The organism is Pseudomonas sp. A014 (assembly GCF_052378495.1).
Lineage (GTDB): Bacteria > Pseudomonadota > Gammaproteobacteria > Pseudomonadales > Pseudomonadaceae > Aquipseudomonas > Aquipseudomonas machongensis.
The window spans coordinates 3,862,268-3,884,615 of sequence record NZ_CP199001.1 but is presented as its reverse complement, the minus strand read 5'-3'; the positions used below and the strand labels follow the sequence as shown (position 1 = coordinate 3,884,615).

The 22,348-nt window shown below is 62.6% G+C and carries 24 protein-coding genes; 10 read left to right on the top strand and 14 right to left on the bottom strand.

Going from position 1 to position 22,348, the window contains the following annotated elements; genetic code table 11:
- Positions 1-124: 124 nt before the first annotated feature.
- Positions 125-445, top strand: a complete 321-nt coding sequence (locus tag ACTYOL_RS18130) for a hypothetical protein (RefSeq protein WP_444756864.1) — start codon at positions 125-127, stop codon at positions 443-445.
- A gap of 189 nt (positions 446-634) precedes the next feature.
- Here the strand turns inward: ACTYOL_RS18130 and ACTYOL_RS18125 are convergent, their stop codons facing one another.
- The 3 genes from ACTYOL_RS18125 to ACTYOL_RS18115 form a co-directional block, all read right to left on the bottom strand.
- A complete protein-coding gene (locus ACTYOL_RS18125; RefSeq protein ID WP_054895304.1) occupies positions 635-892 on the bottom strand; it encodes a DUF2790 domain-containing protein in 258 nt (85 codons plus the stop codon).
- A gap of 109 nt (positions 893-1,001) precedes the next feature.
- Positions 1,002-1,472, bottom strand: coding sequence for a cyanase (cynS, locus tag ACTYOL_RS18120; RefSeq protein WP_054895305.1), 471 nt, complete (start codon positions 1,470-1,472; stop codon positions 1,002-1,004).
- Between the two features lie 39 nt (positions 1,473-1,511).
- Positions 1,512-2,171: a carbonic anhydrase gene (locus ACTYOL_RS18115; RefSeq protein ID WP_054895306.1), complete on the bottom strand. Its 660-nt coding sequence runs from the start codon at positions 2,169-2,171 to the stop codon at positions 1,512-1,514.
- Positions 2,172-2,281: 110 nt separating this feature from the next.
- Here ACTYOL_RS18115 and cynR point away from each other — a divergent pair, with 110 nt between their 5' ends.
- The 4 genes from cynR (at position 2,282) to ACTYOL_RS18095 (ending at position 5,614) form a co-directional block, all read left to right on the top strand.
- Entirely contained in the window at positions 2,282-3,169 is an 888-nt protein-coding gene (gene cynR, locus ACTYOL_RS18110) for a transcriptional regulator CynR (RefSeq protein ID WP_197893308.1), read from the top strand.
- 507 nt (positions 3,170-3,676) lie between these two features.
- Complete coding sequence (locus ACTYOL_RS18105; RefSeq protein WP_444756863.1) at positions 3,677-3,934, top strand: hypothetical protein; 258 nt, start codon at positions 3,677-3,679, stop codon at positions 3,932-3,934.
- Positions 3,935-4,208: 274 nt separating this feature from the next.
- Positions 4,209-4,496: a DUF3077 domain-containing protein gene (locus tag ACTYOL_RS18100; RefSeq protein ID WP_444756862.1), complete on the top strand. Its 288-nt coding sequence runs from the start codon at positions 4,209-4,211 to the stop codon at positions 4,494-4,496.
- A gap of 242 nt (positions 4,497-4,738) precedes the next feature.
- Complete coding sequence (locus tag ACTYOL_RS18095; protein ID WP_444756861.1) at positions 4,739-5,614, top strand: hypothetical protein; 876 nt, start codon at positions 4,739-4,741, stop codon at positions 5,612-5,614.
- Between the two features lie 291 nt (positions 5,615-5,905).
- Here ACTYOL_RS18095 and ACTYOL_RS18090 read toward each other — a convergent pair whose 3' ends face one another.
- From ACTYOL_RS18090 to ACTYOL_RS18075, 4 genes are read right to left on the bottom strand one after another with little or no spacing between them, the layout of a single operon-like run.
- Complete coding sequence (locus ACTYOL_RS18090) at positions 5,906-6,721, bottom strand: PP2C family protein-serine/threonine phosphatase (RefSeq protein WP_444756860.1); 816 nt, start codon at positions 6,719-6,721, stop codon at positions 5,906-5,908.
- Positions 6,718-8,091 carry a serine/threonine-protein kinase gene (locus tag ACTYOL_RS18085; protein ID WP_444756859.1) on the bottom strand — a complete coding sequence of 458 codons (1,374 nt, stop codon included), beginning with the start codon at positions 8,089-8,091 and terminating at the stop codon, positions 6,718-6,720. The genes ACTYOL_RS18090 and ACTYOL_RS18085 overlap by 4 nt, the downstream gene beginning before the upstream one ends.
- Before the next feature lie 13 nt (positions 8,092-8,104).
- The gene (locus ACTYOL_RS18080; protein WP_153773436.1) at positions 8,105-8,983 is read right to left on the bottom strand and encodes a c-type heme family protein; all 879 of its coding nucleotides are present in this window, start codon (positions 8,981-8,983) and stop codon (positions 8,105-8,107) included.
- A gap of 15 nt (positions 8,984-8,998) precedes the next feature.
- Positions 8,999-9,847, bottom strand: a complete 849-nt coding sequence (locus tag ACTYOL_RS18075) for a hypothetical protein (protein WP_197893301.1) — start codon at positions 9,845-9,847, stop codon at positions 8,999-9,001.
- Positions 9,848-10,169: 322 nt separating this feature from the next.
- Here ACTYOL_RS18075 and ACTYOL_RS18070 point away from each other — a divergent pair, with 322 nt between their 5' ends.
- Positions 10,170-10,685: a DUF3455 domain-containing protein gene (locus tag ACTYOL_RS18070; RefSeq protein ID WP_197891127.1), complete on the top strand. Its 516-nt coding sequence runs from the start codon at positions 10,170-10,172 to the stop codon at positions 10,683-10,685.
- Between the two features lie 126 nt (positions 10,686-10,811).
- Here ACTYOL_RS18070 and ACTYOL_RS18065 read toward each other — a convergent pair whose 3' ends face one another.
- The gene (locus ACTYOL_RS18065) at positions 10,812-12,140 is read right to left on the bottom strand and encodes an OprD family porin (protein ID WP_197891129.1); all 1,329 of its coding nucleotides are present in this window, start codon (positions 12,138-12,140) and stop codon (positions 10,812-10,814) included.
- A 467-nt stretch (positions 12,141-12,607) separates the two neighbouring features.
- The gene (glpT, locus tag ACTYOL_RS18060; RefSeq protein WP_151926185.1) at positions 12,608-13,960 is read right to left on the bottom strand and encodes a glycerol-3-phosphate transporter; all 1,353 of its coding nucleotides are present in this window, start codon (positions 13,958-13,960) and stop codon (positions 12,608-12,610) included.
- Positions 13,961-14,168: 208 nt separating this feature from the next.
- Between glpT and gcvA the strand changes: the two genes are divergently transcribed.
- The gene (gcvA, locus tag ACTYOL_RS18055; protein ID WP_200603364.1) at positions 14,169-15,089 is read left to right on the top strand and encodes a transcriptional regulator GcvA; all 921 of its coding nucleotides are present in this window, start codon (positions 14,169-14,171) and stop codon (positions 15,087-15,089) included.
- 12 nt (positions 15,090-15,101) lie between these two features.
- On the opposite strand, the gene ACTYOL_RS18050 is transcribed toward gcvA, so the two are convergent.
- The gene (locus ACTYOL_RS18050) at positions 15,102-15,740 is read right to left on the bottom strand and encodes a cupin domain-containing protein (protein WP_197891133.1); all 639 of its coding nucleotides are present in this window, start codon (positions 15,738-15,740) and stop codon (positions 15,102-15,104) included.
- 216 nt (positions 15,741-15,956) lie between these two features.
- Between ACTYOL_RS18050 and ACTYOL_RS18045 the strand changes: the two genes are divergently transcribed.
- Positions 15,957-16,832: a DMT family transporter gene (locus ACTYOL_RS18045; protein ID WP_444756858.1), complete on the top strand. Its 876-nt coding sequence runs from the start codon at positions 15,957-15,959 to the stop codon at positions 16,830-16,832.
- Positions 16,833-16,930: 98 nt separating this feature from the next.
- On the opposite strand, the gene ACTYOL_RS18040 is transcribed toward ACTYOL_RS18045, so the two are convergent.
- The 4 genes from ACTYOL_RS18040 to ACTYOL_RS18025 form a co-directional block, all read right to left on the bottom strand.
- Positions 16,931-18,223, bottom strand: a complete 1,293-nt coding sequence (locus ACTYOL_RS18040) for a PQQ-dependent sugar dehydrogenase (RefSeq protein ID WP_444756857.1) — start codon at positions 18,221-18,223, stop codon at positions 16,931-16,933.
- Entirely contained in the window at positions 18,220-18,648 is a 429-nt protein-coding gene (locus ACTYOL_RS18035; protein ID WP_054892136.1) for a DUF2231 domain-containing protein, read from the bottom strand. Before ACTYOL_RS18035 ends, ACTYOL_RS18040 begins: the two co-directional genes overlap by 4 nt.
- Positions 18,649-18,752: 104 nt before the next feature.
- The gene (locus tag ACTYOL_RS18030) at positions 18,753-19,718 is read right to left on the bottom strand and encodes an MBL fold metallo-hydrolase (protein ID WP_444756856.1); all 966 of its coding nucleotides are present in this window, start codon (positions 19,716-19,718) and stop codon (positions 18,753-18,755) included.
- Between the two features lie 77 nt (positions 19,719-19,795).
- Positions 19,796-20,413 carry a dihydrofolate reductase family protein gene (locus ACTYOL_RS18025; protein ID WP_444756855.1) on the bottom strand — a complete coding sequence of 206 codons (618 nt, stop codon included), beginning with the start codon at positions 20,411-20,413 and terminating at the stop codon, positions 19,796-19,798.
- 199 nt (positions 20,414-20,612) lie between these two features.
- Here ACTYOL_RS18025 and ACTYOL_RS18020 point away from each other — a divergent pair, with 199 nt between their 5' ends.
- On the top strand, positions 20,613-21,425 hold the full coding sequence (locus ACTYOL_RS18020) for a crotonase/enoyl-CoA hydratase family protein (protein ID WP_444756854.1): 813 nt from the start codon (positions 20,613-20,615) through the stop codon (positions 21,423-21,425).
- Positions 21,426-21,461: 36 nt separating this feature from the next.
- Complete coding sequence (gene nudC / locus ACTYOL_RS18015; RefSeq protein WP_054892132.1) at positions 21,462-22,292, top strand: NAD(+) diphosphatase; 831 nt, start codon at positions 21,462-21,464, stop codon at positions 22,290-22,292.
- Positions 22,293-22,348: the final 56 nt, after the last annotated feature.

The following is a 22,348-nucleotide window of genomic DNA, read 5'->3' as shown; positions in this document are numbered from 1 at the left end:
GCAGCTCCCCCTAAGGCGGTGGGGAATTTCAGGAGTGAGGGTGAATCGTTGATTGCACGATAAACAACGAAACCATCAGGGTCAGCTAGAGTTTTGATGAGTACAACACCGCGAGATAACGATCATGCTAAAACAAGAAGCAGACGACGTGGTTGAGCGTATTCGGGAAGATCTGAAAAGGCACGGTGTGCTGATCGGCTACGATCCCGAGTTTACTACTGCTGAATTCGGGTGCGACCTGGACCATCACGTTGCTCAGGTCAGAGAGGATCCGAATAACCGTGTGTTGCAGATTGCGATACATGACGAAGGGCTCTGGAATCAGCTCCAGCAGGGAAATGTGTATCGGTGTAGCGTCAGTGATTGTCGAGGAAAGCTCTTCGGCATTCCTATTACGATAGAACCGAGAGAGGATGAGTCCTACACCATTGAGTACAGGCTCTGAAGTTTCAGGAGGGTCGTCTGCCGTCCAGATTCCCGTCCCGCAGACGAGTCGGCAGATCACCCTCTGTCGGAAGCAAAAAGCCCACAGCGATTTTCGCAGTGGGCTTGCGTCCATACAGGATGCCAAGCCTCGATCCCATCTGCCCTGATGTCCAGGAACTGCCTGTCGAGCTGCAGTAAGGATGGCGCATCAGTTGTTGGCACAGCCATTCCCCACGATTCTGTACTCCATGATATGCCGCTCGCCATTGGAGTCGTCGTAAGTCAGCTGCATCGGCACAACTTCGCAGACATTGGGCACCGGCGTAACAGCCACAACGTGCGCGATATCCAGGTTCTGAGAGTAGCGATAGGGTTCAACCGTCATTGGTGCAGCTCGAGTACCTTGGTCATCGGCCATGGCAACAGAACCAAGGCAGCCTAGGAACAGAGCGAGTAAGAGTTTCATGGTGATCACCTGTACTGAGGGCGTAGGAGGGCCTGAGCATCCGATTGGCGCTCAGTCGTCATGAATGTTGGGGACGGCCCGGCGCGGTATGGCGCCGGGCTGAGCTACATCAGAAGGGCTTGGTAGGCAGGTACTTGCCGTCCAGCGTGATCACAGCTCGGTGACCACCGTCCGGGTCTTCGACCTTCTTGATGTCCAGCTTGAAGTTGATGGCACTGATGATGCCGTCGCCGAACTTCTCGTGGACCAGCGCTTTGAGGGTGGTTCCATACACCGACATCATTTCGTAGAAGCGGTAGATGGTAGGGTCGCTCGGCACCCCGTCGAAGAAGCTGCCGCGGATCGGCATCGATTGCAGCAGTGCGACTTGATCAGCGTCGAGGTCGAGCTTTTCGCCTACGACCTTCGCGGCGCTTTCAGGCAGCGGATGTTGGCCGAGCAAGGCCGCGGTGACGAAGGCCTCGGACAGGCCCGTACCGTCAACGATTTGCGCAAAGGACAGGTCCTTGCGAGCCTTGGCCTGAATGATGACTTCGGTCAGTTCCTGGCGAGCGGTGCGGGTGGCTTGGGTCTGGATCATGGTGAGTCTCCTGGGTAAGAAAAGGTGCAGGTACAGGTTTCAGGCGACGTGCCTGGCTGGCTGGGAAACGGCGTGGACTTCTGGGTTTTCCGCGAGAGAGACGAAGGTGCCGGTGCTGCCATCAAAAGCGTCGATACGTCCGGTCTCGATGTCATAGATCCAACCGTGCAGGGTCACGCGGCCTTCTTCGAGCGCCAGGCGCACGGAGGGGTGGGTCTGGATGTTGGCCAACTGCGCGACCACGTTTTCGCGCACCATGGAAGCAACCTTGCTTGGCCCGTCCGCATGCTGACGGGCCTCATTGACTACCTTGGCTGAGTCGGCATACCGCAACCAGCTGGCTACGGCGGGCATGTGATCCAGGCATTTGCAGGTGGCGATGGCGGTCATCGCGCCGCAGTCGGAGTGGCCGCAGATCACAATGTCTGCAACCTTGAGTCCGGCGACCGCGTATTCGACCGACGCCGAAACCCCACCCGGCTCTGGCCCATACGAGGGCACGATATTGCCGGCATTACGGATGACAAACAGATCGCCTGGCTCGCGTTGGGTGACCAGTTCAGGCACCAGTCGGCTATCAGAGCAGGAGATGAAGAGAGCCTTTGGCGCCTGCTGATTGGCAAGGTCCTTGAACAGTTTGACCCGCTCCGGAAAGGCGTTTTTTTGAAACTTCAGAAATCCGTCGATGATCGCTTTCATGGTTGCTGTCTCGATGTCGCTGGGTGTGAGACGGAGATTAAGCAGTGCATGGCATAAGGTAAAAGTCTCATTTATTATGAGTAGGATCAGATTATCTTATGGGTCTAGACATGCTCGCTCGCCACATCCAGTACTTCCTGGCCGTTGCAGAACATCTCAGTTTCACGAAGGCCGCAGCAGCGCTGCATGTCTCTCAGCCGGCGCTTTCTCAGCAAGTAAGGCAGTTGGAAGAGAGCCTGGGAGCCCAGTTGTTCGACCGATCAGGCCGCACGACGCGTTTGACTGACGCGGGGGATGTCTACTTTCTCTATGCGCGCCGTGCGTATCAGGAACTGCAGGAAGCCAAAAGGGCTATACATGATGTCAGCGACCTCAGCCGTGGCTCATTGCGTGTTGCGGTAACGCCGACGTTCACGACCTATCTGGTGGGGCCGCTGATCGAGGCATTTCACTCCAGATACCCCAAGATCACCGTCAACCTGAAAGAGATTTCCCAGGAGCGTATCGAGGAGTTGCTGTTGGCGGGAGAGCTGGACGTAGGGATCGCATTTGATGAAATACATGCGCCGGATATCGAAGCCATCCCCTTGCTGAACGAAACGCTTGCTTTGGTCATGAACCGCAGACACCGCCTGGCCGAGGAACGCTCCATTACCTCGCACGGCCTGAGTGCAGAGTCTTTGGTCCTGCTCAGCACAGAGTTTGCCACTCGCGAGCAAATCGACCGCTACTGCCGCAAATATGAGATTCGTCCCAAGGTGCAGATGGAGGCCAATGCCCTCGGCGCAGTGATCGAGATCGTTCGCCGGACGAATCTCTCGACCTTGTTGCCTGCCAGAATTGCGTTGGCCCATGACGACCTGGTCGCCATCACGCTGGAGCCGGAGCGCTTGCAGCGACGGGCCGTTCTGATGCGGCGCAAAGACGCCTTTCTGAGTGCAGCGGTGCGCGTCTTCATCGAGCTGGCTAAAGAAGTATCCAGCGATCTTGATCGTTGAGGGTTTGCGCGACCGTAGGATGTGCGTGTGCAACAGGGCCCAATGGCAAGTGCAACGATGATGGCCTAGCCGACCTACGAAGCGGAGACTGGCAGGAGAGGGAAGCCCCTACTGCTTTCTAGCCGCTGACGGCGCACTGATGTGTACTACTAACCTCCAGCAAGCAACTCACCCCTAAATCAGATGACTTCCTACACGAACGAATCAGATTTTCGCTATTTCATGTAGGCCCTTTCCCAAGCATCCTCCGTCCGCTTTTGCATCATACAGATGACGACTAGTCTCGCCGGGTCGTTGCCAAATCAACGACCGGGCCTGCAAGCCCGAAGATGAGACTACCTTCGCTGGCCGAGCCTACCCGGTCACGCCGTCTATGGTGGCTACGTGCGGGAGATCTTCGGATCTGCCGGTTTTCTCGTCTTCCGGTCTTGCAGACCTGTACGTAGCCGCCACCCATCAAATGCAAGTGGTGTCGTGGTGGTCCAATCGAATAGACGAGATCACGCCATGCTCAAGATAGTCCCCGACCCACCGCACACTACAGAAACCCCCGACTACCTCGAAGACACCCTGGTCGAAGCCATGGAGTACACCCTGTGTGGCCTGGCGGTAGCCAACCAGTCGATCACCTCCCTCCCCAAATCCCCCGCCACGATCATGCTGCTCAGCGTGATGCACGAGCTCGACGCCGTGCGCTCGCTGTTGGAGTGCGCGTTGGCCCAGGTGCAGCTCAAAAGCCGAACGCGGCCCCTATCCCTGCATTAGTCCGTACTCATTTCCAAAAGGCTTGCAGGGCCTCTGTGGGAGCGGGCTTGCCCCGCGATCACGGGCAACGCCCGTGCCATACACCGCATCGCTTGCTTCGCGGGTAAACCCGCTCCCACAGGTACCCCGCTGTACTCAAAATCAGCGGAGTACCTGTGGGAGCGGGTTTACCCGCGAAGAGGCCAGCATTGGCACAACACAAATAACTGCCCCGCACCATCACCGCAGCCCCAGCCACAACCGCCCATTCACAGCACACTCGAAGGACTTCCAGATGGACAAGGACTCACCAGACCACCTCGGCAAGCTTGGCTGGACCGTCGGCACCACCACCTGCCTGGAAAGCGAAGTCAAAGGCAAACACCTGTTCCGCGTAGAGCCCGGCAACTGCGCCGACCACGCGCTGCAACAGGCTTCGGAACTACTGGCTAGCGCCCGGCGCGCATCGTTCATCGGTGTGATGGACGACGAGCCGGTGTTGGTTTGGGCTTCGCAGTACCTCAGCGAGATGGCAAAGGCGTTGATGGATGATGCGCATAGGGGGATGCATAAAAGGGATTGAGGAAGGATTTGGTCAGCTTAGAGTTGTCCGTTGGGATCTACTGCCACGTCTTTGGATGACTGCTTTCGACCCAAAGCTGTCGTTCGCGGCAGACAGCTATCCGCCAAAGCGGTTGGTCGAGAGTGAGCGGCAGGATGAACTCATGAGAAATGCTAACGACGGCGTTATGCTCTGGATTGTTCCTGACAGACACCGCAGCTATGATCGCTGGCTATTTGGTAAGGTCAGATCAAGGGGGGGCGATGGCGGTCTGGGAGCCGATCAGCGGCGTGTATATGGCTACGACTTCATGTCTTGCAAGCCTAGAGTGGCTGGAAAAATGGGTTAATTCACCGCTGAGTTCGGCTGCTATCGGTGGCATGATTGGCGCGGGTTTCGGGGCCTGGGCCGCTGGATGGATCGCTAGGAGGAGCAAACGACTCGATTCCGTTAATGAGGAAATTCGGGCTTGCAACCTAGCAACGCTCCTGGCTCAGCAAGCCTTCAATCTTGCCCTAGCGCTAAAGATTGATGCGATAAAACCCATGACAGATGCCTACGATAAAGCTCGTAGTGAGTATTTGAATCCGAAGGCTGGCGCTGCCTCGGAGACGCAAAGCCTGCAAAAAATCAGCCCGATAAATCCGCCGCTCAACGAGTTGCGCACCGTTGCCCTAGAACGCCTCACTTTGCCAGGCCCTGCCACGCGGGCGGTATTACAGGTAGTCGAATCGATGAGTCGCCTGAACCGCGCGCTGACAAGTCGCAACGAGCTAACAGATGTGTTTTTGCACAAGCAATTCCCGCCAGGTATGGATTTTCACCATATGTATTTCGGGGTACCGAAGAATGGTTCCTGCCATGCCGGCTACATGGACTGTATGAAGAGCATGGTTAGATACACTGACGAAGCGCTGTTTTTCAGTATGACGCTATGCCAAATGTTGGATGAGCAAGGGGTGCAACTGCGGAAAGAGCGTAAAAAGCTAGTTCGAGGCAAAGTGTCCATCAATCGTTTCCGTCTGGCTACCAGCATTCCCGAGGGGATCATCCCGGACGCCAAGAACTACGCGACGTGGTTTGCTGGCTATGAAGTGCAGGCCATTAGAAAAAAATGGTGGCAGTGGAGTAAAAAGTAAAGTGGCCCACACTCCGGACACGCTGTCATTTCCCTTGCCAATAGCTTACTGAACATCTGCCTTAAGCCGACTGCCACGCTGCATTCCGAAGAGCACGGACCTTTTTGTGCGAGGCACTGAATGCGCATAGTCTTCGAGTAGATGAATACCGCTTAGGCGGTAGTGGACCGGCAGCTATGGGGCGAAGACGGTCGTTCGCTAATCAACAGCCTCAGGGGCCCAAGCCGGCCCCAACCAACACACCATTTTCGAAAACACCAGCAATCCTGTGAGGCCGGTAACTTCCACCCCTCACTCAAACTTCACCAACACCACCGTAGCGTTATCCCGCCCCCCATACTCCACCGCCAACCGAATCAACCGCTGACTGCTCGCCGCCAAGTTGTCCCGCCCGGCACCCTCCAGCACCCGCGCCATCTCATGATGCGGCACACACCCATGAACCCCATCACTGCACAACATCAGCAAATCTTCCGCCTGCACCGCCTGCACCCACACCTGCGGCTCCACCCGCGGCGCTGGCCCGATCGCCTGCAGCAGCACATTGCGCGCCGGCAGCCGATCGAAATGCCCGGCGTCCAGCGCCTGCTGGTACCAGGTCTGGTCGCGGCTCAACTGCTCCAGCTCACCGTGGCGATAGCGATACAGGCGGCTATCTCCAACATGAAACGCCAACAACGGCCCGCCGACCTGAGGGCGCCAGACGCCGGTGAGGGTGGTGCCCATGCCGCGACCTTCGCTGAGCTGGCGGGTGTGGTTGTGCGCGTACAAGCGGGTGTTGACCGCTTCGAGCGCCTCGTGCAGCACGCTCAGGGCCTGCATCGAGGGCACTTGGCAGGTGGCGTCGGGGTCGCTGGAGGTGTGGGTGAGCTGCGCCAGTTGGTGCGCCAGGCAATCGCGCAGCGACTCCAGGGCCAGGGCGCTGGCCAGGGCGCCGGCCTGGTGGCCGCCCATGCCGTCGGCCACGGCCAGCAGCTCCAGGCGTGGGTCGATCAGGAAGTGGTCTTCGTTGTGCTGGCGCACCGGGCCGGTGTCGCTGTGACCGAAGGCGATGCCGCCGCGCAGCAGGCAGGGCGCGGTTGCCATGTGGTTTTGTGGCGCGCTCATGGCTGCTCCTCGAGAAAGGCGCTGCGTTGGGCGGGGTCGGGAATATGTTCGGCCAGGGTCTGCAACAGCGCCTGGCGGGTGCTGGCGCGGGGCAGGGCGCGGCGCATGACGACGCGGGCGATGGGGCCGATCAGGTAGGTCAAGCGCGTTTCGCAGGCCTCCAGGAAAGCGGGGGCCAACGCTTCTGGCGTGCCGGGTTGGCTGACCAGGATGTCTTGGGCTGGCAGTGTTTCGGTCGAGCTCAGCAGCGCTTCGGTGGCGGCGACGAACTGTTCGCGGCCACGCTCGGAGGGAATGTGCGGCAGCAGGGCGCTGCGCAGGCTGGCGAAGTCGTCGGCGCTAGCCAGGCTGCGCTTGACCAGCAGGCGCGCCAGTGGGCCGATCTGTTGCGACAGCAGCGATTCGAGCTGCGGGCGGACCTGGCGTTTCCACGGGGTCAGGGTGTCCGCCGCTTCACTGCTGCTGGTTGGCGAACTGCCCAGGCTGGCGTGGCTGAACGAGGCGGGCATCAGCAGCCGGGTGCGGTCGTCGTCCAGTTCCACGCTGCCCAGAGTCTGTGGGCCGGACAGGGCTTCCAGGGCGTCGAGGAAGTCCTGCGCCGAGGCGAAGCGCTCGTCCGGGCGCTTGGCCAGGGCCTGGCGGATCAGTTGGTCGAACTGCGGGTCGAGGGTCGGGTTCAGGCTCGACGGCGGCACCGGGGTCTGGTTGAGGATCTGCTGCATCACCATGGTCGCGGAACCCGAGAACGGGCGCTCGCCGGTGAGCAACTGGTACAGCACGATGCCTGCCGAGAACACGTCGGAGCGGCCATCCACCAGCTCGCCGCAGAACTGCTCGGGCGACATGTAGCTGGGTGTGCCGATCATCGAGCCGGTCTGGGTCAGCACCGAGGTGTCGATGCGGGCGATGCCGAAGTCGGTGACCTTGACCTGGTCGTCGGCGGTGATCAGCAGGTTGGCGGGCTTTACGTCGCGGTGCACCACGCCCTTGGCGTGGGCGTAGTGCAGGGCGCCGAGCAGTTGGCGCATCCAGCCCAGCACCTGGGCCAGCTGGCGCGGCTCCTGGTTCTGCAGGCGGGTGTTGAGGGCGATGCCGTCGACGAACTCCATGGCGATGTAGGCTGCGCCGTCGTCTTCGCCGTAGTCGTACACTGCGACGATATTCGGGTGGCTCAGGCGCCCGGCGGCCTGGGCCTCGTTCTGGAAGCGGCTGAGCAACTGGTGCTGCTGGGCGTCGCCGAGCAGCTCGCGGCGGATGGTCTTGAGCGCCACCACTCGGGCGATGTGCGGGTCGAAGGCTTTGTACACGGTGCCCATGGCACCTTTGCCGAGCACGCTGTCGATGCGGTACTTGCCCAGTTGTTCGAGCATGGTGGGCTCCCGGTTATTCTTCGAGCATCTTCATGGCACTGACCAGGCTGGTGCGCATACGCACGAACGATTGGCCCATGCGTGCCAGTTCATCGTGGCCGCTGACGTCCATCTCGGGCACGTCGTCTTCGCCGAGGCTGACCCGGTCGGCCAGTGCCGACATCGCCCGCAGGCGGCGGATGACGAACAGGTGGACCATCACGTTGAGCGCGCAGAACAGGAACACGAACACCCCCAGCAGCGACAGCATGAAGGTGTGCAACAGCTCGTTGGCGCGTTGCAGCGGCACGGCCAGCGGCACCGAGACCAGGCGCGCGCCGATGATCTCGTTGAGCTTCCAGCCAAAGCCGTTGTGCGTGCCGTAGCGGTCGACCACGGTTTTCGGTGCGGTTTCCGGGGAGGTATGGCAGGCCAGGCAGGCGGGGTCGGTGATCTGGATCGGCTGGGCGACGAACAGCGCCGGGCCCTTGCCATCGCTGCGCTCGCCGATCAGTTCCTGGGTGTCGGGTTTGCCGCGCAACTGTTCGACCACCTCGGTTTCCCAGCCGGTGGCCTTGTTGCGCGGGTTGGTCGGGTTGAGGGTGGCTTCCTTGTAGAGGAAGTCGGGGTAGGTCTTGAGCAGTTGCTGGAGCTGTTCGGTGGCGGCGAAGGAGGGGATCGACTGTGGCAGGAATTCGAACTTCAGGCGGTTCTCCAGCAGCGGCACGATCTGTTCGGCGGTGTAGGTGCTGCTGGCGCTGGCGGCGCTCATGAGCATGCGTGCCTTGTCCAGTGATTCTTCACGTGCGCTCTTTTGCAGCAGGTAGTGGGCGAACAGGCTGCTGGCGATGAAGCCAACGATGAAGACGGCCAGGAACACCAGGTTGAAGCGTACGGCCAGGGTCAGTTTCATGGGGGCTCCGGGGTGTCAGCGCGTGGCGTTCTTGCGTTCGAATCGGTACAGCGCGGTTTCCCAGTCCAGCGTGCCGCCGAAGCGCTGCACGATGGCCTGGCGGAAGGCCGGATCGGCCAGGCGCGGTGTGAATCGTGTGGCCAAGGATGCGCCGTTGAGCTTGAGGGGGCCGAGCAGCAGCGGGCTGGCGTCGGCGAAGCTGGCCTCACGCAGCTTGTTCAGCGGGTCGGCTGTGAGCTTGCGGGCGGCGACGCTGGGCAGCGGGTCGAAGAAAGCGGGCGGCATCGCGCCGATGAAGTCGCCACTGGGGCGACCCGGCGCGCTCACGGGGCCTTGGCCCTTGGCCTGGGCAAATTCTTCGCGGCGCAGCACCTGCCTGGCAGTGTCGCGCGGCTTCTGCCCCGGATCACGGACGCTGACCATGCCGTCTTCGACGAACACTTCGGTGCCACTGGCGTCGGCATGGATGACGCTGGCGGCCTTGCTCGCATCGAGCGCCAGGTTGGCGGTGCTGACCCGTAGATTGCCTTGGGGTACGCCACTCAACGGTTGCAGCTTGAGCCAGCCCTGCAGCAGGTTGAGATGGGTGGTGTTGCCAGTGTGTTCCAGATACAGGCGGGTGTGCGGGCCAAGGGCAATGCGTGTGCCGGCCAGTTGGTCGATGAGCACGCCTGTGCTGCCGGCTTCGAGGTAGTCGGCACTCTGCAGGCGGGTGCCGGCGCTGGCTTGGTAGACGCTCGTGCCACGCAGCAGTTGCACGGGCTTTTCCGCCGCGCTGATCACCCCGATATCTGCCGGGGCGGCGAGCAGTGGCGAGAGGTGGAGCAGGCCAGCCAGGAGGGGGAGGAGCGCGGTTCTGTTCACGGTTCGGTCATCGTGTGTACGGAAGGGGTAACCCCGGGATGAGCGCAGGCTACCGATTCACGGGGTGCGATGAACGTCAATTTTTTCTATGTATTTCAAGGGGATGTATTGAATGAAATCATGGAATAAAAGGGCGATGGCGGGTGTTCTCGTCATGGGCGCGCGGGTTATTCGTCGGCCTTGCAGGCCCTATCGCGGGACCAGTCGCAGCGGCGAACCGCCGCTGCGACTGGTCCCGCGATAGGGCCGGTAGATACAGCGGGAATAAACGGGTGGGCTGGTTTGTTGTGTAGAGGTCCCCATTGATCACAGGCAAAACACCATGCACCCGACCTCATGCACCACCCCGCAACGCCGCCGCGCTTTCCTCGGCGTCTGCGCCCTGGCCGTGCCACTGCTCGCTGGCGCGGCGCCGACCAGCTTCACCGTCGCGCCGGGCAAGGCCGAGATCCTCGCTGTGCAGGCAGTGGGGGTGCAGGTCTATGACTGCCGGGCCGATGAAACCGGGCAGTTGAAATGGGCATTTCGCGAACCGCTGGCCACCCTCACCCTTGGCGGCAAGACCGTCGGCCATCACTTTGTCGGGCCGTCCTGGGAGATGGACGATGGCAGCCGGGTGAGTGCCAAGGTGGTCGCCCAGGCGCCGGGCGCGGGCGAGCAGGATATTGCGCTGTTGCAACTGGAGGTTGCCAGCCACCAGGGGCAGGGCGTGTTGAGTGGAGTGGACGAGGTGCAGCGGCTCGATACCCAGGGTGGCAAGTTCGCCGGAAGCTGCACACAGGAAGGCGCGCTGCACGTTGAACCGTACAGCGCGCGGTATGTGTTTCTGGGGCGGTGATGGAGTGTTCAGGGTTTGATGGATTTCAGTGCCGGCCTCATCGCGGGGCAAGCCCGCTCCTGCAAGGGCCAGCGGCGACCTGTGGGAGCGGGCTTGCCCGCGATAGGGCCGGCACTGACGTCGCGGTCAGAGAATCGACAGCGGGTAGTCGACGATCACCCGGAACTCGTTGACATCCCCTTCGGCCTGGTCGGCATTGCCCCGATGGATCGCCTCGCGAAGGCGCACCGACAGGTCCTTGGCGGGGCCGGACTGCACCACGTACTTGGCTTCGAGGTTGGTCTCATGATGCTTGCCATCCTCGCCATAGCCATAGCCCAGGTACTTGCTGTCCGCGGCCATCTTGCTGCCATCGATGCCATGGCCGTTGACGTAGCGGGCCATGAAGCTCAACCCCGGCACGCCGAAGGTGCTCATGTCCAGGTCGTAGCGCACCTGCCATGATTTTTCCTCTGGCCCGTTGAAGTCCGAGTACTGGATGGAGTTGGCCAGGAAGATCCCGTCACCGGTGTCTCCCGGGCCGTTGATGCCGAAGGCGACATAGTCGAACGGGGTGTCGCCGTGCACTTTCTGGTAGGCCAGGGTGATGGTGTGCGCCGAGAGGAAACTGTACGCGGTGGAGAACGACCAGGTGGTGTTGTTGATCGCGCCGGCGTCGGCGCGACCATCGTCGTTGGTGCGGTAGAGGTTGAAGTCGAAGTTCAGCGACTGGTCGTCGGCCAGCGCCAGGATGTAGTTGGCGTTGCCGTAGTACTGGCGCCAGATGTCCTGCAGCTTGGAGCCGTACAGCGACACCGACAGGGCGTCGTTGACCGCGTACTTGCCGCCGATGTAGTCGATGCTGTCGGCCTGGATATTGGCGTAGGAGGCCCACAGGCCATGGTCGCCATTGGTGGTGACCGGGCCGTTGCCGCCGGTGAAGTGGCCCGCTTCCAGATCCAGTCCCTTGATCTCGCTGCTGAGCAGGTTGAAGCCAGTGGCGGTTTGCGGCAGCAGGCGCGTACCGCCGGCGGCGAATACTGGCGCCGTGGGTTGCAAGTCGCCCCAGCGCAGTTCGGTCTTGGAGATGCGCACTTTCAACGCACCACCGGCGCGGCCGTAGTCGTCTTCGGGTGAGCCGTTGTCCCTGACGGGCAGGTTGCCGGTGCCGGAGGTGCCCTTGCCGCCGTCGAGCTTGACTGCCAGGTGGCCGAACGCTTCGACGCCGAAGCCCACGGTACCCTGGGTGAAGCCGGAGCTGTAGTTGAGGATGAAACCTTGGGTCCAGTCGCGGCGATCCGGGCCTTGCGACTTGCCATCACGGTTGAAGTAGTAGTTGCGCAGGCGTGCATTCAGCTCGCTGCCTTCGAAGAATCCCTTGGCTTCGGACTGGCTCGAAACGGCTTCGGCGAATGCGGCTTGCAACGGCGCGCACAGCAGTGCCGCGCTCAGCATGGAGAGTCGGAATGGCGACATGTCATACCCCTTGGTTGGAATTGTTGAGGCAGGTGTCTGGGTAAAGGAATGTAATTGTTGTAAGGGTGTAGCCGGTATTGATGCCGGGCTACTAGTAACAAATGCCGCGCCGCGCATGCCATTGTGTTTCGTTGATAATCGAAATCACGGTTTTTGATTGCAGTATCGAGTGACTATGGGGTTAAAGTCGGCCCCGATAAAGTATTCGTGCACTCAGGACATCCCCCGTGCTAGAGCACCTCCTGGGTGGGCTCCACTTTATCGCCCTTTGGTTGTTTGCCGCCTGGTTTCAGGCGGCTTTTTTATGCCTGGTATTTAATGATGGGTGGCGAAGAGCCATTTTTTTGCGCACTGATTTCAGCGCGCCTGGAAGGGCAGGGGGCAACTTTCCTGCAGCAGAAACAACAAGGCCGGTGACAAAGCATGTCACCGGCCTTGTTGTTTGCCGCGGGCGTTATATCAGCCGATCACACCACCGCTTCGCGGCGGCTGCTGGCAACCTGAGTGTGGCGCAGTGTCGGCAGCAGGAAGGCGATCGACAGCAGGCAGGCACCGACCAGCAGCACGAAGCCGCCGTCCCAGCCGAAGTGGTCGACGGTGTAGCCCATCGCCGCACTGGCTGCGACCGAGCCGCCCAGGTAGCCGAACAGGCCAGTGAACCCGGCGGCGGTGCCGGCGGCTTTCTTCGGCGCCAGCTCCAGCGCCTGCAGGCCGATCAGCATCACCGGGCCGTAGATCAGGAAGCCGATGGAGAACAGCGCGATCATGTCGACGGTCGGGTTGCCCGGTGGGTTGAGCCAGTACACCAGGGTGGCGACGGTGACCAGGGCCATGAACACGATGCCGGTCAGGCCGCGATTGCCACGGAAGATCTTGTCCGACATCCAGCCGCACAGCAGGGTGCCGGGGATGCCTGCCCACTCGTAGAAGAAGTAGGCCCAGGAGGTCTTGTCGACGGTGAAGTGCTTGGCCTCCTTGAGGTAGGTCGGCGCCCAGTCGAGCACGCCGTAGCGCAGCAGGTAGACGAACACGTTGGCCAGGGCGATGTACCAGAGCATCTTGTTGCGCAGCACGTACTTGACGAAGATCTGCTTGGCGCTGAATTCCTGTTCGTGGCTGGCGTCGTAGCCTTCGGGGTAGTCGTTCTTGTACTCCTCGATCGGCGGCAGGCCCACCGATTGCGGGGTGTCGCGCATGGTGGCGAAGGCGAACACGGCCACCAGCACCGCCACGGCGGCCGGTACGTAGAAGGCGGCATGCCAGTCGTTGGTCCAACCCAGGCCGAGGATGAACAGCGGGCCAATCAGGCCGCCACCCACGTTATGTGCCACGTTCCACACCGACACCACGCCGCCGCGCTCCTTCTGCGACCACCAGTGCACCATGGTTCGTCCGCTCGGCGGCCAGCCCATGCCCTGGGCCCAGCCGTTGATGAACAGCAGGATGAACATGATGGTGACGCTGGAGGTGGCCCAGTGCGCGAATCCGAACACGAACATCACCGCTGCCGATACCAGCAGGCCGAAGGGCAGGAAGTAACGGGGGTTGGAGCGGTCGGACACCAGGCCCATGAGGAACTTGGACAGGCCGTAGGCAATGGCGATGGCCGAGATTGCCAGACCGAGCTGGCCGCGGGTGTAGCCTTCCTCGTCGATCAGGTAAGGCATGGCCAGGGAGAAGTTCTTGCGCAGCAGGTAATAGCCTGCATAACCGAAGAAGATGCCGGCGAAGATCTGCCAGCGCAGGCGGCGATAGGTACTGTCGACCTGTTCAGCGGGCAGCGGCGCCCGGTGCACGGCGGGGCGGAAGAAGGCAAACATCGGGGTACTCCAACGTTGTTGTTTTATCTGCGAAAGCGAATATTACATTTTCGTTACAGAAAAAAATATCGCTTTCACAGTCGGAAGTGTTGCTTTGCGAACGTTCCGTCAGATCGTGATCAAGGGCGCCTGCTGTGTGCTAGCGTTGCGCCCATTCGCGTGTGTAACAGCACATAAGACTTTGCCTTTATTGAAAGAACAGCTATCGATGACGACGCCTGCCTATCTCAACGCCCTGCGCGCCTTCGAGGCCGCTGCACGGCATCAGAGCTTTTCCGCCGCAGCGGCGGAGCTGAACGTCACACCCGCTGCGGTCGGCCAGCAGGTACGCAACCTCGAGGCCTGGCTGGGCATTGCACTGTTCACCCGCGCCGGCAGCGGCAGCGCGCGCTTGGTGCTGACCGAGGCAGCGCGGGTGGCCTTGCCGGATATCCGCGAAGGATTCGAACGATTGACGCTAGGCTTGGCCCGCTTGAAGGACGCCTCGGTGCATGCGGGGCTGACGGTGACGGTGAGCCCGGCGTTTGCCTCGAAATGGCTGTTGCCGCGCATCGAGCGCTTTCAGCAGGCCTATCCGGACATGGACGTGCTGCTCGACACCAGCGCCCGCTCGCTGGATTTCCAGGTCGAGCGGATCGATGTGGGCGTGCGCTATGGCGCGGGCAAATGGCCGGGGTTGGCCGCGGTGCACTTGATGGACGAGGTCATGTTCCCGGTGTGCGCGCCAGACTACCCGCTGCTGCGCGAGGGCATGCTGACCCCCGAGGCGCTGGCGCGCAGTACGCTGATCCATGATCTGACCATGGGCCGTGACACCGACTACCCCACCTGGCGGATGTGGCTGGATGCTTCGGGGCTGTTCGAGATCAAGTCCGACCACGGCCTGCGCATCAACAACTCGGCGGCGGTGCTGCAGGCGGCGATGGATGGGCAGGGCCTGGCGCTGGCACGCAGTGTGATGGTGCGCGATGACCTGGCGGCCGGCCGGCTGATCCGGCCCTTCGCCGACAAGGGCCTGGATTGTCCGCTTACCCAGGCGTACTACGTGGTGTATCGGCCTGAAAGCGCGAGCCTGGCCAAGGTGCAGGCGTTTCGCGACTGGTTGCTGGAGGAGGCGCGCAGCGCTTGAAGGGGCGCGCGCTCACAGCTGCAACGAGGCATCCTTGACCCAGACGCGGGCACCATCGGAGCCCGCCTGCGCCTGCAAGTCCATGCCTGCTGGCAGGCGCATCCAGCTCCACGGGCGCAGGACGAAGCCGTCGCCCTCCAGACTGCCGTCCAGCACCAGCACCTCGAGCCCACGTCCGTTGTCCAGGTGCAGCGACGCTGAGGGCTGCAACCGCTCGACGCTGACTCGCTCATGCACGTTCTCGAACAGCAACTGGTGCGGTTGTCCGTTCAAGTGCGTGCTCATCTGCACGTTGTCATGGTCATCGAACTGGCGCAGACGGACGAAGATCGTGCAACCCTGCGCGCCGCCCGGTGTGTGCTTGCTTCCGGGTGGATTACGCACGTAGCTGCCGACCGGGTAGCGCCCGTGCTCGTCTTCGAACACGCCTTCCAGCACCAGGAACTCCTCGCCGCGCGGATGGCGGTGGGTGCTGAAATGGCTGCCTGGTTCGTAGCGCACCAGGGTGGTGGCCCGCGCCTTCTCACAACCAATGCGAAACAGCGGACGGCGCTGCACGCCCGGGCTTGGGCTGTCGATCCAGGGCAGGTCGGCGCCGTGCATGATCACGCGCTGGCTCAGGTCATCGTTGAGGTATTTCTGCAGTTCCATGAGGGCGCTCCTGGGACAGTCTGAAGGTCTGGAATTGAAGCCATGATCGATGCATGGCCGTCGCTGGCGCAACCGAGCAAATCTTTGCTGCTGCTAAAGAAAATCTATGTTGCCGCTGCGCGCTCGCAGAACCGACTATCCGTTTGTGCGCGGAGCAAGCGCGGGTCAACCTGACAGTCGCTGCGCAGTGCAAAGTTTTTCTTTCGGAATGGGACTATGAACAACAAGACCATCGCCGTTTCCAGCCCGTGTGCGCGTCGCTGGCTGTGGGCTGCACTCTTCAGCCTGCTGGCCTTTGCCGCCAACTCGATCTTCTGCCGCCTGGCCCTGGCGCAGGGGGCGATCGATCCCGAGTCCTTCACCGCGCTGCGCTTGCTCAGCGGCTGCGCTTTCCTGCTGATTCTGCTGCGCCTGCGCGCACCGCGCCAGGGCCTGGGTGGCAGTTGGAAGGGCGGTCTGGCGCTGTTCCTGTATGCCTGGCTGTTCTCGGTGGCCTATGTGCAGCTGGGTGCTGGGGTAGGGGCCTTGGTGCTGTTCGGCGCGGTGCAGATGACCATGTTCCTGTACGCCTGGATTCGTGGCGAGCGTTTCAGCGGGCGGGTGATGGGAGGCATGTTGATGGCCTTTGCCGGGTTGGTGCTGCTGCTGTTGCCGGGGGCTGCAGCGCCGCCTTTGGCGAGTTCGCTGGTGATGGCGTTGGCGGGAGTGGCCTGGGGCGCGTATTCGCTGCTGGGCAAGGGGTCGTTGCGGCCCTTGGCCGATACGGCGGGCAATTTTCTCTTCAGCTTGCCGTTGCTGCTGTTGCTGGCTGCGGGGCTGGTGGTTGGCGATGGGCCGGTGGTGGGGACGAGTGGAGTGCTCTATGCACTGGCCTCAGGTGTACTGGCATCGGGGGCGGGGTATGCGGTGTGGTATGGCGTGGTCAGGCAGGTCAGCGCACAGCAGGCGGCGACCATGCAGTTGAGTGTGCCAGTGATCGCTTCGCTGGGCGGGGTGTGGCTGTTGGGCGAAACGCTGTCGCTGCGCTTGCTGGTGGCCTCGGTGGTGGTGCTGGGCGGGGTAGGGCTGGCGCTCTCGGCACGGCGCGTGTAGGCGCGCTTGTTGGAGCACCGAACCCACAGGTATTCAGCATGCCTGTGGGCTCGGGTCGGCTTCAGCGATCAGGGCATTTCACCGCAATTGCCCTTGGCTCACTGGTTGCGCGTCACTCGCCAGATGGTGTTGGCCAGGTCGTCGGCGATGATCAGCGCACCCTTCGGATCCACCGTCACCCCCACCGGGCGGCCGCGGGTCTTGCCGTCGTCACCGCGGAAGCCGGTAGCGAAGTCGACTGGCTCACCCGCTGGCTTGCCGTTGCTGAACGGCACGAAGATCACCTTGTAGCCGACAGGGTTCGGTCGGTTCCAACTGCCGTGTTCACCCACGAACACACCGTTGGCGAACTTTTCGCCCATCGCCGGCAGGGAGAAATCCACGCCCAGTGCGGCGACGTGCGAACCCAGGCTGTAGTCCGGCTTGATCGCAGCGGCGACCTTCTCCGGGTTCTGTGGTTGGGCACGGGTATCGACGTTCTGCCCCCAGTAGCTCCAGGGCCACCCGTAGAACGCCCCCTCGCGCACCGAGGTCAGGTAGTCCGGCACCAGGTCCGGTCCCAGCTCGTCACGTTCGTTGACCACCGCCCACAGTTGCCCCGAATCAGGCTGGATGGTCAGCGCCGTCGGGTTGCGCAGGCCGGTCGCGTAGGGCTTGTGGGCGCCGGTCTGGGCGTCGATCTGCCAGACCATCGCGCGGTCGATCTCCACTTCCATGCCACGCTCGGTGATGTTGCTGTTCGAGCCGATGCCCACATACAGGTAGCGCCCGTCCGGGCTGATGGTCAGCGCCTTGGTCCAGTGGTGGTTGATCGCCGAGGGCAGCTCGGTGAGCGTGGTCGGCGGGCCGTCGGCCTTGGTCTGGCCTTCGGTGTAGTCGAAGCGCACCAGTGCGTCCTGATTGGCCACGTACAGCTTGCCATCGGCAAACGCCAGGCCGTAGGGGGCGTTGAGGTTGTCGGCGAACACCGTCTGCACTTCGTAGCGGCCGTCGCCATCGGCGTCGCGCAGCAGGGTCAGGCGGTTGCCGCTTTTCACCTGGGTGTTGCCCTTGGCCTTGATCTGGCTGGCGATCACGTCCTTGGGCTTGAGCTTGGCGGCATTGCCGCCACGGCCTTCCGCCACGATGATGTCGCCGTTGGGCAGGATCAGCGTCTGGCGCGGGATCTTCAGGTCGGTGGCGATGGCCGTGATGCTGTAGCCGTCCGGAACCTTGGGTTTCTGCTCGCCCCACTGCGCCGGTTCGGCGATCTTCATGCTCGGTAACAAGCCACGTTCGGGGGCCGGAAGTTTCGGGTCGGGGCCGCGGGCCTGGGTGGCATCGCCGTCACCACCGCAGGCGGTCAGCAGCAGGCTCATGCTCAGGATCGACAGCGCAAGGGGCGTCTTCATGCAGCACCTCCCGAGCGCAGGTTGGTCAGGCCAATCCAGGTGGCGATGCAGGCCAGCACGCTGACGATCACCGACAGCACCAGCCCCGAGGGCATGACCGCCCAGGCATCCTTGGCGTGCTCGAAGGCGTTGACCAGCCCCAGCAGCCAGGTCACCACCAACAGCAGCACGTACAGCACCGGGCGACCGGCCTTGCGCTCGGCGCGCACCAGGTTGGCCAACGCGAACAGCACGGCCAGGCCGCAGAACAGCAGCCCTCCGGCGATGAGCCAGGCGGCGAAGTTGCTCCACTGGATCTGGAAGGTCTGGTAGTAGGCGATGTCGCTGATCAGTGCCCCGAGAAACAGCGGCACGGTGCCGGCCAGCAGGGTCGCATGCAGCGGCCCGGGCGTGCACCGGTAGGGGTCGTGGACGGTCGTGGTCATGGCGGCTCCTTGTCGTTGGCGATGAAAGCCAGCGATTTTTTTACGCTGGCTGCGCCTAGGGAAGGATCGCGCGGGTGGTCGGTTGGTTCAGTGCAATTTCGCGTTCAAGTATTTTGTTCGCGTACCAGCTGCCCGTTTCGGTCCAGGTGATAACGCTGGAGATCGCGCGCCAAGATCAAGCAACCGTCGTAGTGGGCCTGGGCTTCTGCGTGAATGTCGTCGATGCACGGGCTGCGTCGTGGATCGCCCTGGTAGCGCGCGCTGAAGTGCGTGAGCACGAGATTCTTCACTCCGGCGGCCTGGGCGAAGCGCGCCACCGCCTCGGCGCTGCTGTGCCCAAAGCTGATGCCAGTGCGTTCGATCAGTGGCTGGGTGAAGGTCGCTTCGTGCACCAGTACATCCGCGCCCTTGGCAACCTCTGCCAACAGTTCGGGGCGATCGTTGTCGCCACAGACGATGACCCGTCGCGCAGGCCGGGAGGCGCGCAGGTAGTGCCGTGGATCGAGTGTGCGGCCCTCGTGAACCACGGCAATGCCCTTGGCCAGTTCGCCCCACAACGGGCCGCGCGGGATGCTGTCGGCCTCCAGGCGCGGGATGTCGAGGCGGGGCTCGGGGTTGATCTCGGTGAACACACAGCCACGGCTCGGCACCCGATGGGACAGCTCGACCGCATTGACCTGCAGGCTGGTGTTGCTCCAGGTGCCGAAGGTTTCAGCAGCGTGCAGGCGCAACTCGAAGGGCAGGTAGGTGTCGCTGACAGAAAGGCTCAGGCGCACCCAGTCGTGCAGGGCAGTTGGCAGGATCAGCTCGAGGGGCTCGCTGCGCCCGGACATACCGGCGCTGGCCAGCAGGCCGGGCAGGCCGAAGCAGTGGTCGCCATGTACGTGGGTGATGAAGATCGCGCGCAGGTCGCGGACCGACAACGGCGTGTGCAGGAGCTGGTGCTGGGTGGCCTCGCCGCAATCGACCAGATACCAGCCGCTGCCGCTCGTGTCGATGACGGCCGTGGCGCTGACATTGCGTGCCTTGGTGGGCGCTCCGGCGCTGGTGCCCAGGAACAGCAGGTCCATTTGGAGTGTTTCCAGAGAGTGTCGGCCTATTCTAAGGCGCGACACCCTGGAGGGCACAACCCGCGTTGGCCGCTGTGTCAGGCAAAGCTGCCGGTCTGCACCGCGCCACTGCGCCGGTAGTGAGCGAGCAGTACCCCGCGCGGCGAGCTCAAGGACTCCACCAGGCTCAGTGCTGCCGGTTGCGCGTTGTCTGCGAACAGCCGTTTGCCGTGCCCGAGCATCACCGGGTTGATCAACAGGCGCAGCTCGTCCACCAACCCGGCAGCCAACAGTTGCTGTACCAGTTCGGCGCTGCCTTGGGTGAGCAGTGCCGGGCCGTCCTGCTGCTTGAGCGCACGGACGGCCTGGATCACGTCAGCGCCCAGGGCGCGGCTGTTTTGCCAGTCGAGGGTGTCAGGGTGGTGGGTGGCGACGTGCTTGGGCACCTTGTTGAACAGCTCGGCCATGGGCGCGTTGTCCGAGTCGGCGTCTACCTCGGGCCAGTAGCCGGCAAAGATGTCGTAGGTACGCCGCCCCAGCAGCAGTTCGAAGGGCTGGCTGAACAGCGCTTGCATGGCCTGGCCAAAGGTCTCGTCGGCATAGGGCACGAGCCAGCCGCCAAAACCGAAGCCTTGGCTGGTGTCTTCCTGCGGGCCGCCAGGGGCCTGCATGACGCCGTCCAGGCTGACGAACGCGGCAACTATGAGTGTGCGCATGGGAATGTCCTCGCGAGGGGTGTTCGGGGCAGTGGAAGAATAGGTCACTGCGGTGCCTGAACATTGGTCGAACGGGCAAGACGCGAATCGACAGCCCATTCGTTACCCGCGGCGATCAGTCCCGCCTTTGGCATAAGCACGGCCTTGCAGGTGCGTTATAGTCCAGCGCGTGAACCCTTTCCCCACAGGAGTGCCGCCCGTGACCGAGTACACCGCGTTCAAGGTCGAACTGACCGACAACATCGCCCATGTTCAGATCAATCGCCCGGAAAAAATCAACGCGATGAACGCGGCCTTCTGGGAGGAAATCGTCGAGATCTTCCAGTGGGTCGACGACACCGAGGCGGTGCGGGCGGTGGTTGTCAGCGGCGCGGGCAAGCATTTTTCCTCGGGGATCGACCTGATGATGCTGGCCTCGCTGGCCGGCCAGATGGGCAAGGACGCCGGCCGCAATGCGCGCCTGCTGCGCCGCACCATCCTGCGCCTGCAAAGCTCGTTCACGGCCGTCGACAAGTGCCGCAAGCCGGTGCTGGCGGCGATTCAGGGCTATTGCATCGGCGGGGCCATCGACCTGGTGTCGGCCTGCGATATGCGCTATTGCAGCGCTGATGCGCAGTTCTCGATCAAGGAAATCGACATGGGCATGGCCGCCGATGTCGGCACCCTGCAACGTTTGCCACGTATCATCGGCGACGGCATGATGCGTGAGCTGGCCTACACCGGGCGTATGATCGACGCCACCGAGGCATTGCGCATCGGCCTGGTCAACCGGGTCTATGACGACCAGGCTGCATTGCTCGACGGGGTCTTTGCCATCGCCCGCGAAATTGCAGGAAAATCGCCCATCGCCGTGGCCGGCACCAAGGAAATGATCAGCTACATGCGCGACCATCGTATCGACGATGGCCTGCAGTACATCGCCACCTGGAACGCCGCCATGCTGCAGTCAGAAGACCTGCGGGTCGCGGTGGCGGCCCACATGAGCAAACAGAAACCGACGTTCGCCGACTGACTTCCCGACGGCGCACGCGCCTGAAGGGATCCGAACATGTCAGCACGCTGGACTACCGCAGTACTCGACCCGCAGACCGCTGGCGGCCTGGCCGTCGCCCGCAGCCCTGCGGGGTTCTTGGTGGACGACAACGGTGCATTGTTCCCGCGGGACTGGCTCAAGCGCCAGGAGCTGGACGTGCTCTGCGAGCACGGTATCGGTCATTTCGACGGCGAACCGGTGTTCCTCCTGGAGCTGCGCACTGCCAGCGAACTGCCGGGCATGAGCTGGCGCGGCCTGCGCCAGTTCATGCTCGAAGGCGACTTCGACACCTACAAGCTGCTGGGTTACGCCGCACAGATCGGCACCTGGGCGCGCGAGCATCGTTTCTGCGGCAGCTGCGGCCAGCCGATGACGCAGATTCGCTGGGAGCGGGCGATGCATTGCCAGGCCTGCGACCTGCGCAGCTACCCGCGCATCTCGCCCAGCATGATCGTGCTGGTGACCCGTGGCGACGAAATCCTGCTGGCGCGCTCGCCGCGCTTCGTCACCGGGGTGTACAGCACCCTGGCCGGCTTTGCCGAACCGGGCGAGTCGGCGGAGGATTGCCTGGTGCGCGAAGTGCGCGAGGAAGTGGCGGTGCAGGTCAAGAATATCCAGTACGTGGGCAGCCAGTGCTGGCCGTTCCCACATTCGATGATGCTGGGCTTCCACGCCGAGTACGCTGGCGGCGAGATCGTCATGCAGCCTGACGAGATCGAGGATGCCCAGTGGTTCAGCGTGCACGACCTGCCGCCATTGCCCGCCGGGCGCTCCATCGCCCGTTACCTGATCGACCTGTACGTGGCGCGGCGTCTGGGGCTGGCAGAGCCGGTGCTGCCGACCTGATCAGGGCTGTTCCGCGTGCAACCACGACGGGGTTGTCATCGTGGTTAAACCAGATC